Source organism: Serratia sp. 121840015-1 (assembly GCF_053627655.1).
Genome location: NZ_JBSEYF010000001.1, coordinates 2487723 through 2502513, shown reverse-complemented (window position 1 = coordinate 2502513; position 14791 = coordinate 2487723). Strand labels below are relative to the sequence as shown.

11 protein-coding genes are annotated in these 14791 nt (G+C 56.9%); 5 read left to right on the top strand and 6 right to left on the bottom strand.

The window, feature by feature from the left end; genetic code table 11:
• Positions 1 to 165: 165 nt before the first annotated feature.
• Positions 166 to 1833, top strand: coding sequence for a choline dehydrogenase (betA, locus tag ACUXAC_RS12105; RefSeq protein WP_141970004.1), 1668 nt, complete (start codon positions 166 to 168; stop codon positions 1831 to 1833).
• 101 nt (positions 1834 to 1934) lie between these two features.
• Here betA and ACUXAC_RS12100 read toward each other — a convergent pair whose 3' ends face one another.
• From ACUXAC_RS12100 to ACUXAC_RS12090, 3 genes are all read right to left on the bottom strand, one after another.
• On the bottom strand, positions 1935 to 3560 hold the full coding sequence (locus ACUXAC_RS12100) for an FMN-binding glutamate synthase family protein (protein WP_060421327.1): 1626 nt from the start codon (positions 3558 to 3560) through the stop codon (positions 1935 to 1937).
• Between the two features lie 185 nt (positions 3561 to 3745).
• Positions 3746 to 4336, bottom strand: coding sequence for a LuxR family transcriptional regulator (locus ACUXAC_RS12095; protein WP_004939094.1), 591 nt, complete (start codon positions 4334 to 4336; stop codon positions 3746 to 3748).
• A gap of 21 nt (positions 4337 to 4357) precedes the next feature.
• Positions 4358 to 5074: an EAL domain-containing protein gene (locus tag ACUXAC_RS12090; RefSeq protein ID WP_079656351.1), complete on the bottom strand. Its 717-nt coding sequence runs from the start codon at positions 5072 to 5074 to the stop codon at positions 4358 to 4360.
• Between the two features lie 514 nt (positions 5075 to 5588).
• On the opposite strand from ACUXAC_RS12090, the gene ACUXAC_RS12085 reads away from it, so the two are divergent.
• The 4 genes from ACUXAC_RS12085 to ACUXAC_RS12070 are packed head-to-tail and all read left to right on the top strand — an operon-like array spanning position 5589 to position 10555.
• Positions 5589 to 6131 carry a fimbrial protein gene (locus ACUXAC_RS12085; protein ID WP_225529003.1) on the top strand — a complete coding sequence of 181 codons (543 nt, stop codon included), beginning with the start codon at positions 5589 to 5591 and terminating at the stop codon, positions 6129 to 6131.
• Positions 6132 to 6179: 48 nt separating this feature from the next.
• A complete protein-coding gene (locus tag ACUXAC_RS12080; RefSeq protein ID WP_084826567.1) occupies positions 6180 to 6866 on the top strand; it encodes a fimbrial biogenesis chaperone in 687 nt (228 codons plus the stop codon).
• 12 nt (positions 6867 to 6878) lie between these two features.
• The gene (locus ACUXAC_RS12075) at positions 6879 to 9473 is read left to right on the top strand and encodes a fimbria/pilus outer membrane usher protein (RefSeq protein ID WP_084826566.1); all 2595 of its coding nucleotides are present in this window, start codon (positions 6879 to 6881) and stop codon (positions 9471 to 9473) included.
• A gap of 14 nt (positions 9474 to 9487) precedes the next feature.
• Positions 9488 to 10555 carry a fimbrial protein gene (locus ACUXAC_RS12070; RefSeq protein WP_204275812.1) on the top strand — a complete coding sequence of 356 codons (1068 nt, stop codon included), beginning with the start codon at positions 9488 to 9490 and terminating at the stop codon, positions 10553 to 10555.
• A gap of 74 nt (positions 10556 to 10629) precedes the next feature.
• Here the strand turns inward: ACUXAC_RS12070 and ACUXAC_RS12065 are convergent, their stop codons facing one another.
• From ACUXAC_RS12065 to phoA, 3 genes are all read right to left on the bottom strand, one after another.
• Positions 10630 to 11088 (bottom strand): helix-turn-helix domain-containing protein, encoded by a 459-nt coding sequence (locus ACUXAC_RS12065; protein ID WP_019454454.1) that lies wholly within the window; start codon positions 11086 to 11088, stop codon positions 10630 to 10632.
• Between the two features lie 206 nt (positions 11089 to 11294).
• Entirely contained in the window at positions 11295 to 12875 is a 1581-nt protein-coding gene (locus ACUXAC_RS12060; protein WP_047728189.1) for a malate:quinone oxidoreductase, read from the bottom strand.
• A gap of 461 nt (positions 12876 to 13336) precedes the next feature.
• Positions 13337 to 14764 carry an alkaline phosphatase gene (gene phoA, locus ACUXAC_RS12055; RefSeq protein WP_159317824.1) on the bottom strand — a complete coding sequence of 476 codons (1428 nt, stop codon included), beginning with the start codon at positions 14762 to 14764 and terminating at the stop codon, positions 13337 to 13339.
• Positions 14765 to 14791: the final 27 nt, after the last annotated feature.

Here is a 14791-nt window from a genome sequence, read left to right as displayed (position 1 = left end):
TTACTTGAGTAAGCTCCTGGGGCTCTGCGCCCTTGCCGCCTAGCTGTAACTCGAAATCCATAGGGGATATATCTTTTTTGCATCCAAAACTGCCTTGATATATTCAGCATGCGGAATTCAAGCCATTCGCATCATCCAGGCATACGAATATTTAGGAGATAATGAATGGAATTTGACTACATCATTATCGGTGCCGGTTCCGCCGGCAACGTGTTAGCCACCCGATTGACCGAGGACGCCGACGTCAGCGTCCTGCTGCTGGAAGCCGGCGGCCCGGACTACCGGATGGATTTCCGTACCCAGATGCCGGCCGCGCTGGCGTTTCCGCTGCAGGGTCGCCGCTATAACTGGGCATATGAAACCGATCCTGAGCCGCACATGAACAACCGTCGGATGGAATGCGGCCGCGGCAAAGGGCTGGGCGGTTCGTCCCTGATTAACGGCATGTGTTACATTCGCGGCAACGCGATGGACTTCGATAACTGGGCCAAGGCGCCGGGTCTGGAAGACTGGACCTATCTGGACTGCCTGCCGTATTTCCGCAAGGCGGAAACCCGCGATATCGGCCCGAACGATTACCACGGCGGCGAGGGCCCAGTGAGCGTCACCACGCCGAAAGCCGGTAACAACGAACTGTTCCACGCGATGGTGGAAGCCGGCGTGCAGGCGGGTTACCCGCGTACCGACGATCTGAACGGTTACCAACAAGAAGGCTTCGGTCCGATGGATCGCACCGTGACGCCGAAAGGGCGCCGCGCCAGCACCGCCCGCGGTTATCTGGATCAGGCGCGTTCGCGGCCGAACCTGAAAATCGTCACCCATGCGCTGACCGACCATATCGTGTTCGACGGCAAGCGTGCGGTAGGCGTCAAGTATTTGCAGGGCGACAGCAATCAGCTGACTCACGCCACAGCACGGCGCGAAGTGCTGCTGTGCGCCGGCGCCATCGCCTCGCCGCAGATCCTGCAGCGTTCGGGCGTTGGCCCGGCTGCGCTGCTGAAAAGTCTGGATATTAATGTGGTACACGATCTGCCGGGCGTCGGGGAAAACCTGCAGGACCACCTGGAGATGTACCTGCAATACGCCTGTAAGAAACCGGTATCGCTGTACCCGGCGCTGCAATGGTTCAACCAGCCGAAGATCGGCGCGGAATGGCTGTTCAACGGCACCGGCGTCGGCGCCAGCAACCAGTTCGAGGCCGGTGGCTTCATCCGCAGCCGCGCAGAGTTCGCCTGGCCGAATATTCAGTATCATTTCCTGCCGGTGGCGATTAACTACAACGGCAGCAACGCGGTGAAAGAGCACGGCTTCCAGGCGCACGTCGGCTCGATGCGTTCGCCGAGCCGCGGCCGGGTACAGGTGAAATCGAAAGATCCGCGCCAGCACCCGAGCATTCTGTTCAACTACATGGCGACCGAGCAGGACTGGCAGGAGTTCCGCGACGCTATTCGCATCACGCGCGAGATCATGGCGCAGCCGGCCCTGGACGAATACCGTGGCCGCGAGATAAGCCCAGGGCCGGACGTGCAGACCGATGAGCAGTTGGATGCCTTCGTGCGCGAGCATGCCGAAACCGCGTTCCACCCGTCCTGCTCGTGCAAGATGGGCGAGGATGAGATGGCAGTGGTCGACGGCCAGGGCCGGGTGCACGGCATGGAGGGATTGCGGGTGGTGGATGCGTCGATCATGCCGCTGATCATCACCGGCAACCTGAACGCCACCACCATCATGATCGCCGAGAAGTTAGCCGATCGCATTCGCCAGCGCGCGCCATTGCCGCGCAGCACCGCCGACTATTACGTCGCCGGCGATGCGCCGGTGCGCAAGCAGTAACCGACACGCCCTCTCGCCGTTGAGGGGGAGGGCCGCCGTAGCAAGCAACCCCTCTCCATATGCTCTTCCCCAAGGCGAGGGGGCAACTCTTTTTTATCCCTTCATGCCGCCGGCAGCGAGATCGCCTGATCGAAACTGGTGGGCGTCGCCATACGCCACATGCGGGCGTAGAACTCGCTTTTGATCTCCGGTTGCAGCAGCGCGCCCGGCTCCAGGTAGTAATAGATATCGGCGTACACTTTGATCTCGGTCGGCGTGATGCGGCGCAGCATATGGTGCGAGGTCAGCTGTTCCGGGCGGCTGACGCCGGCCGCCGCCAGCATGTCTGCCAGCGCTTTCACCGTATTTTGATGGAAGTGGTAGACGCGCTCCGCCTTGTTCGGCACCACCAGCGCCTTCTGCCGCAGCGGATCTTGCGTCGCCACGCCGGTCGGGCAGTGGTTGGTGTGGCAGCTTTGCGACTGGATGCAGCCGACGGCGAACATAAAGCCGCGCGCCGAGTTCACCCAGTCGGCGCCGAGCACCAGCACGCTGGCGATGTCGAAGGCGCTGATGATCTTGCCGCTGGCGCCTACCTTGATCTGGTCGCGCAGGCCGCAGCCTACCAGCGTGTTATGCACGAACAGCAGCCCTTCGCGCAGCGGCATGCCCATATAGTTGGAAAGCTCGAGCGGCGCGGCGCCGGTGCCGCCTTCCTTGCCGTCTACCACGATGAAATCCGGCAGGATGCGGGTGTGCAGCATCGCCTTGACGATGGCGACAAACTCCCACGGATGGCCGATGCACAGCTTGAAACCGACCGGCTTGCCACCTGACAGCTCGCGCAGCTGCTGGATGAAATGCATCATTTCCAGTGGAGTGGTGAAGGCGCTGTGCGAGGCCGGCGAAATGCAATCGACCCCTTCCGGCACGCCGCGGGTGGCGGCGATTTCCGCATCCACCTTCTTCGCCGGCAGAATGCCGCCGTGGCCGGGTTTGGCGCCCTGGCTGAGCTTGATTTCAATCATTTTCACCTGCGGGCTTTGTGCCTGTTCGGCAAAGCGCCGCGGATCGAAATGGCCGTCGGCGGTGCGGCAGCCGAAATAGCCGCTGCCCAGCTCCCACACCAGATCGCCGTTGTTTTCCCGGTGATAGCGGCTGATGCTGCCCTCGCCGGTGTCGTGGTAGAAATTGCCCTTGGCTGCACCCAGGTTGAGCGCGCGGATGGCATTGGCGGAGAGCGCGCCGAAGCTCATGGCCGAAATGTTGAAGATCGACGCGGAGTAGGGCTGGCGGCAGTCGGCGCCGCCGATGGTGATGCGAAAACTGGTCGGATCGGCGGCTTCCACCGGCCGCATGGAGTGGCCGATGCACTCATAGCCGGTTTGGTACACATCCAGCAGGGTGCCGAACGGCTTGTCGCCCATCTCGTTTTTCGCCCGGCGATACACCAGCGTGCGCTGGGTGCGTGAAAACGGGATCTCTTCATTATCCTGCTCGAGGAAATATTGGCGCAGTTCCGGGCGGATGAATTCGAAGAAGAAGCGCAGGCGGCCGATGATCGGGTAGTTGCGGCAGATGGCGTGGCGTTGCTGCGTGAGATCGTAGATACCCAGCACCATCAAGCCACCGCAGGCCAGGGCCGGCAGCCAGAACCACGGATGGTTGCGCATCATGATTAAGAAAACCAGGGTGAGCAAGATGCTCAGCACAAAGCAGGTGTAGCGGCTGAATAAGGACGACTTCATAACATCTCCTGATGTTTATTTTAATCCACACGACATGACTCACGGATAATCCGTGTGCAAATCGTAGCCAACAGGAAAGGATGTTGTGTGTCTGTTGCTGCTTTGTCGCCGGTTGTTACATTAATTTAACTTGGCGGGGGAGGGCCGGTTGCCGCGCGGCGTACCGCGCAACAAGCCAGAGCCGGTTATTTGCCGGCGACGAAGATGGTGCTCATGCTGCGCAGCCGCAGCTTTTTCATCGCGCTGTATTTCTGCGAGAAGATGGTTTTTGGGTGCGTACCGCGCTTTTCCGCAATGTGCAGCAGGCTGTCGCCGCGCAGCAGATTGAAGATCACGTCGCTTTCCGCCGGGCTGAGCTCGCGGGTTTTCTGCACTCTGATGCCGCCCGGTTCTTTGCTTTCCAGCAGCCGCTGGATTTTTTCCTGCAGCGAATAAAGCGGAATGCGGGTGGAGACCAACTCGACGGAAATCCCCAGGATCGACAACAGTTTCACTACGCGCTCGTCGTCATAGAACACCAACAGGCGCGTTTTGCTGTTGTACTGCTGGTGCAGGGACACCAGGCTTTCGATCACGTTGACGCTCTGTTCGAGGTTTTGCGAGGTGAAAATCAGCGCGATATCGTGCTTGGTGATCTTCTCTGCTTTGGCGCCACCGTGCATGAAATCGGAAAACAGGCGGATATCGTACGCGCCGTAGTGTTTCTTCAGCAGCACCGACAGGCCAACATAGCTGTACTTACACTCACTAATCACAAGAACGTTGTTTTTAGACATAGGGCAAACACCAATACCGAGTTAAAAGTATTCAGCTGTAAGAAGCGAGTTCAAATCCTTGATGCTGGATTCCTTCCACAGCTTTCCCTGCAGTGCGTAATATGGCATTTCATCCAGCCATTTCTTGTGTTCGGGAGTTTCAACTCCTTCGATAATTACCTTGTAATGATTAAGGTAAAAGAAGCGCAGTAACGCGCGCATCAAGCCCTCACCGCCGGACTTTTTCATGAAGTCCCAAAGCAGAAAACGGTCGAGCTTAACGAAGCGGAACTGGCTGTTGTACAACGCGGAAAAACCCGCATAGCCAGAACCAAAATCATCGAGCCAAAATGAATAACTATTCAATGACGGATCGCCGTGCACGCGATCTTTCACCAGCCGGGTTGAATTCTCGCTGATCTCGAAATGAATACAGCGCATAGCATTAATTCTTTCGGCAAAGTGAGTATTCGCCAGCGATTGCAGGGAATAATCGTCAACATTCAAAGTGGCTATCACTTGGTTTTCATGAAACCAGTGTTTGTATTTATCGATCAGATTGATCTGATCCATCAAAATCTCAATCCGGGTGGCGCTGTCGGCGTGGCGAAAGAACTGTTCAGGAGAAAAATGGGCATATTCGCTATTAAACGTAAAGCGAGACAGACATTCAACGGCCAGCAATTGTCCCGATTTCGCGAACATTGGCTGAAAAACATAATTAATGCCGTTATTTTTCTCTCTGAAAGAACTGCTCATTTCCCAATCCTTGGATTGATATTTAACTTGTTGATTTTAAATGGTTAAAAAGAAAGTTACTCCAGGCTTATTGGTAAATTTCTTATTTAAAGCGTCAGGATGGCCGAAGCGTGTCGACAGACCATTTAACGCGTAATTTGTGCCAAAGTCCAAACGTCGCAATCTGTTACTAAATGTAAATATTCGGGATAATATTCTGATTTTCAGGCCTTAATGCAAAATCTTGAACTCTGCAGCTTTCCCAAACACAGATTATTCCTATTCATATGAATCGTCAACATCGATCGATAGGTATCCGCCGATAGTTTATTCCTATCAAGAGGGGCCTTATGAATGTTTTAAACGATTTAACATTAAGAATATGCTTAGTCTATATTTCGTCCGGCAATGAGTTCATCGAGGCAACGCTCCTTTTCAGCAAGGGAGTGCTATCGCTGAGTGTATGCTCAGTGGCGGCAATATATATATAAGCCCGCCACTGAATCGATTATTTTATTGTTCTATGGAGCTGGAAATGAAAAAAGTATTATTGCCTTTGGCTGCCCTGGTATTGTCTGCAACTGCTTCCAACGCAATGGCAGCAAACGGCACTGTTAAATTCACCGGTGAAATCAAACAGTCTACCTGCCAGGTAACTAGCGATACTCAGAATAAAGAAGTTTACCTGGGTACTTACCCAACTTCTGCGTTCCCAACCGTGGGTTCTAAATCCGCTTCTAAAGCTTTCCAGATCTCTCTGGAAAAATGTGATGCCGGCGATTACAGCCTGCGCTTCGACGGTAACACCGTTGCTGGTAACCCAGACCTGCTGTCCGTAAGCAACGTTGGCGGCACTGGCGCTGCAGCTACCGGCGTGGGTATCGAAATCACCGATAACAACGGCAAGCCATTCGCTATCGGCGACGGTTCCAACATCAAAGACGACGTAGCGAAAGTCACCATCGCTGCTGACGGTAAAGCGACCTTCAACCTGCAGGCTCGTTACCGTTCATTCGATAGCAACGTAACTGCAGGTCTGGCTAACGCTACCAGCCCGTTCACTATCGAATACAAATAATCGTCTTTCAGGACACACACGGCCAAGGATGGCCCGTAGAGGAAACCGATGAAAAAGTTCTTTGCTGCTCTGCTGATGCTGGGCGCCTTTAACAGCTACGCCGGTATCCAGGTAGATGCCACTCGCGTGATCTATAAAGGCGATGACAAATCCGCCTCTCTGCCGATTCATAACGATGCTTCAGAAGCTTATATGGTGCAGACCTGGCTGGACACCGGTGACAGAAACCAAGTGCCGAAAAATCTGCCTGTCGTTGTCGTTCCACCGATTCTGAAATTGGACGCTGCTAAAACTGCCGTTCTGCGCTTTATCTATTCCGGTAATGGCTTACCTCAGGATAAAGAAACCCTGTTGTGGATTAACGTGCAGGAAATTCCACCGGCGCCGAAGCAGGAAAACGTGCTGCAGGTTGCGGTGCGTACCCGAATCAAACTTTTTTACCGGCCGGTGGCGTTGAAAACGACGCTGGACGAGCAAGTACAAAACTTGCGTTGGCAGCGTGAAGGTTCACGTCTGCAAGTGATTAACGATGGCCCGCTGCATATCACCTTTGGGGCGCTGCATTTGAAAAACAGCGCGGGCAAGACCGTGGATGTGGACGCCAACATGGTGAGCCCGAAAGATCGCTTATCGATCAACATCCCGGCGGGCGTCAGCGTCGGCAACAAGATTGCTTTCAGTTATATCAACGATTTTGGCGGTAGAACGGAAGTCAAGGACGTTCCAGTACAATAAGAGAGACAGGGAATGGCAAATCAACGAAAAGTAGCAGGCGGAACGACGCGGCTGACACAGCTGATCCGAATTGCAATCATTGCCGCCAGTGCGCCGATGTTATGGAGTGAAGCGGCGCTGGCAGAGTTTAACATGTCGTTTATTCACGGCGATGAAAACCTGAGCAACGCGGAAGCGGTCGCTCAGGGCGATGCTTTGCAACCGGGCGTTTACCCATTCGACATCTATGTCAACCTGACTCAGGTCGATCATAAGGATGTTACTTTTCGTCAGGTTAAAGGCCAGACCGCGTCTCAACCCTGCCTGAAAGTTGAAGACCTGCGCAACTACGGCATCAAACTGCCGGAAACGCTGCAGGCCGGCAGCTGTGTTGATGTGTCTGAGTTGATTAAAGACGCCACCGTCAGCTATGACGCGGCGGTGCAGCAGATCAACATTTCCGTGCCGCAGACCATGATGGATCTGAGCGCGATCGGGGCGATCCCGCCAAGCATGTACGATGAAGGCATCAACGCGCTGTTCGCCAACTATAACTTCAACTACAACAAGAACAGCTATCGCCGAGATGACGCCGACGACAGCGAGTACATGTTCCTCGCGCTGAACAGCGGCCTCAACCTGGGCAGATGGCGCCTGCGCAACAACTCCACTTGGGATAAGCAGAGTGGCAGCAGCAGCAACTGGACCAACGTCTCTTCCTGGGCCGAAACCGATATCGTGCCATGGCGCAGCCGTTTGGTGATGGGCCAGGCGAGCACCAACAACAGCGTGTTCAACAGCTTCCAGTTCCGTGGGGTGCAACTCTCCAGCGTTGACGACATGCTGCCGGACAGCCTGCGCGGTTATGCGCCGGTGGTGCGCGGCGTGGCGGCGACCAACGCCCGCGTCGAAATTCGCCAGAACGGTTACGTCATCTACAGCACCAACGTCGCGCCGGGTCCTTTCGAGATCCACGACGTCTATCCGCATACCAACAACGGTGACCTGCAGGTCACCGTGAACGAGGCCGACGGTTCGCATAAAACGTTCAGCGTCGCCTACTCTTCCGTGGCCAACATGCTGCGAGAAGGCATTTGGAACTTCCAGCTGACCGCCGGTAAATACCACAACGGTAACGGCGGCTATCAGCCGAAACTGATTCAGGGCACCGCGGCATACGGCATGAACTATGGCCTGACGCCGTTCGGCGGCGCCATCATCGCGGAGCACTACCGTTCCGCTGCCGTGGGTATCGGTAAGAGCCTGGGGTCATGGGGTGCCATCTCCGTGGACGGTTCGATCTCCGATACCGAGCTGGCGAACGGCGATCGCAAGCAGGGGCAGAGCTTCCGTTTCCTGTACTCCAAGTCGCTTAACCAGATGGGCACCAACTTCCAGTTGGCGGGCTATCGCTATGCGACTTCCGGTTACTATGATCTCAGCGATGCGGTCCAGGAGCGCAACAGCTGGCGCAACGGCATTTATGCCAATGATTACTGGGATCCGAACGATCTGCAGCCGGGCCAGCCTTCCTGGAGCAACAACCAGAAACGTACCCGATACACTGCGCGTTACGGCAACAAGCGTGAACGCGTCGAGCTGTCGCTCAGCCAGCAGCTGTGGGCGGGTGCCAGCCTGTACGCCAACGTGAGCCACCAGAATTACTGGGGCGTGTCCGGCAACGACCGCACGATTCAACTGGGTTACAACGACGGCTTCAAGCGCATTTCCTACGGTGTTTATCTGCAGGATACGCGCGGCCAGTACGGTTATTCCGATCGCAGCGTGAACTTCACGATGTCGATCCCGTTGGATTGGGGCCAGAGCAACAACTCGACCACCGCCAACTTCAGCGCGGCGCACAGCAAACAGAGCGGCGACAGCTACTCGACCGGCATCAGCGGCACCATGCTGGACGACCGTCGCATGAACTACTCGGTTTCCACCGGGCATACGCAGTCCTCCGGTCAGAGCAGCAACCTGAACCTGGGCTACAGCAGCAGCATCGGTAACATCGACGGTAGCTATGCCTACAGTTCGAAATACCGCCAGGAAGGACTGGGCCTCTCCGGTGGTCTGCTGGTGCACTCCGGCGGCGCGACCCTGACTCAGCCGTTGCAGAACACCATCTTGCTGGTGGAAGCGAAAGATGCCAAAGGCGTGCGTCTGGAAAACCAGCCGGGCGTGACCATCGATCGCTTCGGTTATGCGGTGGTGCCGTCGGCCAACCCGTACCGCTACAACTATGTGGCGCTGCGCACCGAAGACTTCGGCCCGGGCCTGGATGTGCCGGTGGCCAGTAAACAAGTGGTGCCGACCGAGAAATCGGTGGTGAAGGTGAGCTTCGATACCTTCAAGGGCGTCAGCCTGCTGATTCACGCTCGTCTGGGTGACAACGGTTATCCGGCCATCGGCGCCGGCGTGTTCAACGAGTCCGGCCGCAACAGCGGCACCGTGGGTCTGGAAGGCGCAACCTATGTTTCCGGCGTGAAAGCGGGTGAGAAACTGACGATCAAATGGGGTCCGAAAGCCGATCAGCAATGCGTACTGCCGATTCCGGCGGACGTGGGCGACAAACAAGCGGCCATGGGATATCAGGAACTGACCCTGCAATGCCAAAAACTGTAAGGTACACCATGAACTTGAGCAAATTAGCACGTAACACACTTCTGTCGGTGGTGGGGCTGGCGGGGTTGGCGATGGCGCAACAGGCGGCGGCGATGCAGTGCCGCTTCGGCAACTCGACGGGTTCAAAAAACCCGGTTGGCAGCGTAACGCAGGATATCGACGTCGGCCGCCCGATCGTGCTGGCCGCCAGCGACTTCGTCAAAGGCAACCTGATTTGGCGTTCGCAGAACTTTACCTCCACCTTTACCTGCTGGGATACGGATAACTACCCGCGCGGAGAGAACGCTTACATCTATTGGAACCCGCAGAACTCGTTCGGCGCACTGGATAAGTCGTTGGAGATTGGGGTATCGATCAACGGGCGTGATTATGATGCGATCAACCTGAAGCAAAGCTCCAACCGGCCGACGGGCCCTGATTTGGGGCCGGGTACCAAGCCGGGTAGTAACAGAAGAAAAGCCGATCCTCAGGCGGTGACTGCCACCTATTCGGTGTATATCAAAGCCACCGGGGTGAAACCGCCGGCGGGTAACTTCCCGCCATTGGCGCGCGCGTCGCTGTTCCAGATCGATGGTGAGTTGGGGCTGAACGCGACCAAAGACAGCAACTTTAACGCCTACATCAAGGGGTTGGACAAGATCCGCGTGATCCAGTGCAACCCGCAGATCACCGTATTGGCTAACAACGGTGCCAGCGTCGATTTCGGCGTACTAACCAGCTCCAGCGCCAAAACCGGCACTATCGCCAAGCAGGTGCCGTTCGATATCAAGGCTACCTTGAGCGGCGGCGAATGTGCCGGCCAATCTCTGCAGGCCAGTTTCAGCAGCACCAACGCCGATCCGTCAGACAACACGCAGATCCTGCCAACCACCCAACCGGGCGTGGCGATCTTCCTGACGCAGCAGCGCGACACCAGTAAAAAACCGATCCCACTGCAAACCAACGTGGATTTCGGCGGCGTGCTGCAGGATAAGCAGAACGAAGTGAAAGAGACCTTTATCGCGAACCTGAAGTGGTTGACCAATACGCCGAAGACCGGGGTGTTCAATGCCACTGCCAACGTCGACGTCACCTTCAAATAATCCGGTGTCGCTTCAATAAAAAAGGGGTCAGTTCTCGCGAACTGACCCTTTTTTTGTGCCTTATGCCGTGCCGATTAACGCAGCCCCATCCAGCTGGTGCAGACGCCTTCCGGCGGCTTGCCCGCATACCAACGAGGCAGCGTAGGGGCATCGTGGCGCGGTTCGGCCTCCGCCTCTACCGGCTGCGCCGGCCATTCCGCGACGTCCCAGCGGGTGGTGCGGCGATAGACTGCCGGGGTTTTGCCAAACTGTTTCTTGAAGGCGCGTGAGAACGAAGGCTGAGAGTCGAAATGATATTGCAGGGCGATATCCAGGATCGGGCGTGGGCTGGAACGCAGCGCCTGCGCCGCCTGCGAAAGACGCCGCTCGCGGATATAGCTGCCGAGCGCGTGGCCGGTGGTGCTGCGGAACATGCGCTGCAGGTGCCATTTGGAGTAGCCCGATTTGGCGGCGACGTTATCCAGCAGCAGCGGCTGGTCCAGATGAGTTTCAATCCAGTCTAGTAAATCGTGAATGATATTGACGCGATCCATGGTTTTAGTTCTCCCGCAAAAACGACATTCAGGTCACAGTGACTTAGCTTAATTATCCAAGAATATTCTTTGATAATAGGCGTGAGTGCGCCGTTACGCAAGGGTAAACCGGGGGTAAAAAGGTGGCCAAAAATGCTCTTTGAACGGCAGGGGGATAAAAGAAAGGCCGCATAAAGCGGCCTTTTCAGCAGGAAACGAGTGGAAAATCAGTTAGTTTCCGGCTTCACTTCAATGTAGTTCAGACCCAGTACGCTGCTGGTGTAGCCGCGGATCTTGTTGGTCATCTCGATATCGCCGTTCAGCTTGTGGCCGTAGGACGGGATGATCTCTTTCAGCTTGCTCTGCCATTCCGGCGTCGCCACTTTGTCTTTGAACACGGTTTCCATCAGGTGCAGCATGATTGGCGCAGCGGTGGAAGCGCCCGGCGAAGCGCCCAGCAGAGCGGCGATGCTGCCGTCTTCAGAGCTGACGACTTCGGTGCCGAACTGCAGCACGCCGCCTTTATCTGCGTCTTTCTTGATGATCTGTACGCGCTGGCCTGCGGTCCACAGCTTCCAGTCTTCCTGCTTGGCGTCCGGGAAGTACTCTTTCAGCGCGGCGAAGCGATCGTCGTCGTTCATCATCAGCTGGCCGACCAGGTATTTCACCAGATCGAAGTTATCCAGACCAACGTGGGTCATCGGCATCAGGTTCGAGGTGCTCAGCGAGTGCATCAGATCGAACAGCGAACCGTTCTTCAGGAACTTGCTGGAGAAGGTGGCGAACGGCCCGAACAGCAGCACGCGCTTGCCGTCCAGCATGCGGGTATCCAGGTGCGGCACGGACATCGGCGGCGAACCTACGCTGGCCAGGCCATACACTTTGGCCAGGTGCTGGTTGGCGATCGCCGGGTTGGTGGTGACCAGGAACTGGCCGCCGACCGGGAAGCCGCCGTAGCCGTCGGCTTCTGGGATGCCGGATTTCTGCAGCAGGGTCAGGGACGCGCCGCCGGCGCCGATGAACACGAACTTGGCGTTAACGGTGGTTTCTTTACCGTCGCGGTTCAGATCGGCAACGGTCACGCTCCAGGTCTGGTCGGCGTTGCGCTTGATGTCGCGCACTTCGTGGCTCAGGTTCAGCTTGAACTTGTCGCTGGTGCTCAGCGCGTCAACCAGCTGGTGGGTGATCACGCCGAAGTTAACGTCGGTACCCAGCGGCATGCGGGTCGCGGCGATTTTCTGCGCCGGATCGCGGCCGTTCATCACCAGTGGCGCCCACTGTTTGATTTGCGCAGGATCTTCGGAGTATTCCATGCCGCGGAACAGGGTGCTGTGCTGCAGCGCCGCGTAGCGTTTACGCAGGAAGTTGACGTTGTCGTCACCCCACACGAAGCTCATGTGCGGCACGCTGTTAATGAAGGATTTCGGATCTTTCAGGACAGCGTTCTTCACCTGATAAGACCAGAACTGGCGGGAGATTTCGAAAGACTCGTTGACCTTCACCGCCTTGCTGATGTCGATGGTGCCATCGGCTTTTTCCGGCGTGTAGTTCATTTCGCTGAAGGCGGAGTGGCCGGTACCGGCGTTGTTCCAGCCGTTGGAGCTCTCTTCCGCCACGCCGTTCATGCGCTCGTACATGTCGATGGTCCAGGTCGGCTCCAGCTCATGCAGATAGGTACCCAAGGTCGCGCTCATGATGCCGCCGCCGATCAACACCACGTCGACGGTTTTATTCTTCTCTTCAGCCGCTGCCTGCTGCGTAACGCTAAACAGGCTGAGACTGAAAATCAGGACGAGTAATTTTCTCATTGAATTAAATCTCTTGTGTGTAAATTCTACTCATTGCAGGTGAAAGAATTTAGCGGGAGTTACCCTGGAAAATAATGAAGCCGACCGCCCGGCGTGAGCCGATAGGCAGCGATAATGCCTTTTTGTTAATAGGGTTTTTAACGAAAAGTGAACTATTGCAGGCCGTCCGGATGCAAATTGATCGGTTCACGTTACTGGCGGGGTATTATTGTTTGCGAGAATGTTAAAAACTACTTTTGTAACTAAAAAAAATGAATATAAGCAAAAAACGGCCGGTTGCTGTCGCAGGAATAAACAGAGAGGGGAGAAAGGCCGTATAACCGCGTTATTTTTAGGGGTTAATTGTCGCGCAATTAAACGTTATTTCGTTATCACACAATAATTGCGGTTAAATTGCAAATACGCATCGGTAACCAATAATAAATGGCCGCCGTTGCGGGCGGCCAGGATTCACAAGGCGGTTACTTGATGCCCATCGCATCGCGCATGGTGAAGAACAGATCGGTCTGATCGGTCAACCCCACCACATTGGCGGCGTGCGGGCCATAGGCCGCGACGCGCAGCTGGGTGCCGGTGTGCCCCTGCGATTCTTCTTCCGAGTTGCCGTAGCTGAGGGTCATCGGCGCGCCGTCTTTGGTGGTCAAGGTCTGGGTCAGGCCCGGCGCTTTGGCGTCGGCGGCGACGATCTGGCTGGAGTGCGCGTGGTCGGCGGTGACGATCACCAGCGTGTTGCCGTCGGCGCGGGCGAAGGCCAGCGCTTTTTGCACCGCTTCGTCCAGATCGACGGTTTCACCAATCTGCCCGCACGGGTTGGCGGCGTGATCCTGCTTATCGATCGACGCGCCCTCTACCTGCAGGAAGAAACCGTTCGGGTTGTCTTTCAGCAGCGCGATCGCTTTTTCGGTCATCGCCGCCAGCGTTGGCGTGGCCGCGGTGCGCGCCGGGTTGTTTTCGCAGGTTACCGCCGGCTTGTCGAGGTTGCCGTGATAGCTGGCTTTCGGCCCCAGCCAGCGCACCGGCATGTTGCCGTCGGCGAACAGGCCCAGCAGCGGTTTTTGCTGATTGGCCAGGGTAACGGCCTGCAGTTCATCCGCATTGCTCACCCACTGGTAACCCTGCGCTGCCGCCTGGTCCTTCAGAGATTTTCCTTGCCATTCGCCGCTTTTCGCCAGTTGGTTGAAGGATTTCGCGCCGCCGCCCAGCGTGACGTCGGCGCGGGTTTTCAGCAGCTGCTCGGTGATGGAGCCGCGGCCGCCGTTTTCCAGCGCGTTAGCGGCGCATTTGTCGCTGGTTTCCTCCGGGCCGTAGCATTTGCGCGAGGTGACGTGCGACACCAGCGCCGCCGGCGTGGCGTCCTGCAGTTCGGCGGTGGAGACGTTGCCGGTGGCCTTGCCGGCCGCTTTGGCGATCTCCAGCAGCGTTGGTTGGTCTTTGCCGTTCACGTCCACGCCGAGCGCGCCGTTATAGGTTTTTACCCCGGTGGCCCAGGCGGTGGCGGAAGCGGCGGAGTCGGTTACGTAATCCGGTTTGTGGGTTTTCTTGTCCAGCGAGTAGTGGGTGTATTGCCCGGTCAGCGGCAGAGCGTCGATGCCCTTGAAGTAACCGCCTGCGCCTTCGGCGTAGTTACGCGCGGCGGTGATCTCGGAATCCCCCATGCCGTCGCCGATCAGCAGGATCACGTTTTTCACCGTTTTGTCCGACAGCGACGCCTTCAGCGCGGCGGTCTGATCGCCGGCCAGACGACGGGCACCGCCCGGCTCGGTGAGGGTGCCGCGCGCGGCGCGCTCGGTCAGGCCATCGGCATTGGCCGAGGTTTCCGCCGCGATGGCGGAAGAACAGAGCAGGGCGGACAGCACGGCGCCGGCGATCAGGGATACAGCAGGTTGCATGGGGTAAGCTCCTTGTCGTAATACAAC

Coding starts and splice junctions, on each gene's coding strand:
- betA (WP_141970004.1), top strand. CDS start 166: ATGGAATTTGACTACATCATTATCGGTGCCGGTTCCGCCGGCAACGTG.
- ACUXAC_RS12100 (WP_060421327.1), bottom strand. CDS start 3,560: ATGAAGTCGTCCTTATTCAGCCGCTACACCTGCTTTGTGCTGAGCATC.
- ACUXAC_RS12095 (WP_004939094.1), bottom strand. CDS start 4,336: ATGTCTAAAAACAACGTTCTTGTGATTAGTGAGTGTAAGTACAGCTAT.
- ACUXAC_RS12090 (WP_079656351.1), bottom strand. CDS start 5,074: ATGAGCAGTTCTTTCAGAGAGAAAAATAACGGCATTAATTATGTTTTT.
- ACUXAC_RS12085 (WP_225529003.1), top strand. CDS start 5,589: ATGAAAAAAGTATTATTGCCTTTGGCTGCCCTGGTATTGTCTGCAACT.
- ACUXAC_RS12080 (WP_084826567.1), top strand. CDS start 6,180: ATGAAAAAGTTCTTTGCTGCTCTGCTGATGCTGGGCGCCTTTAACAGC.
- ACUXAC_RS12075 (WP_084826566.1), top strand. CDS start 6,879: ATGGCAAATCAACGAAAAGTAGCAGGCGGAACGACGCGGCTGACACAG.
- ACUXAC_RS12065 (WP_019454454.1), bottom strand. CDS start 11,088: ATGGATCGCGTCAATATCATTCACGATTTACTAGACTGGATTGAAACT.
- ACUXAC_RS12060 (WP_047728189.1), bottom strand. CDS start 12,875: ATGAGAAAATTACTCGTCCTGATTTTCAGTCTCAGCCTGTTTAGCGTT.
- phoA (WP_159317824.1), bottom strand. CDS start 14,764: ATGCAACCTGCTGTATCCCTGATCGCCGGCGCCGTGCTGTCCGCCCTG.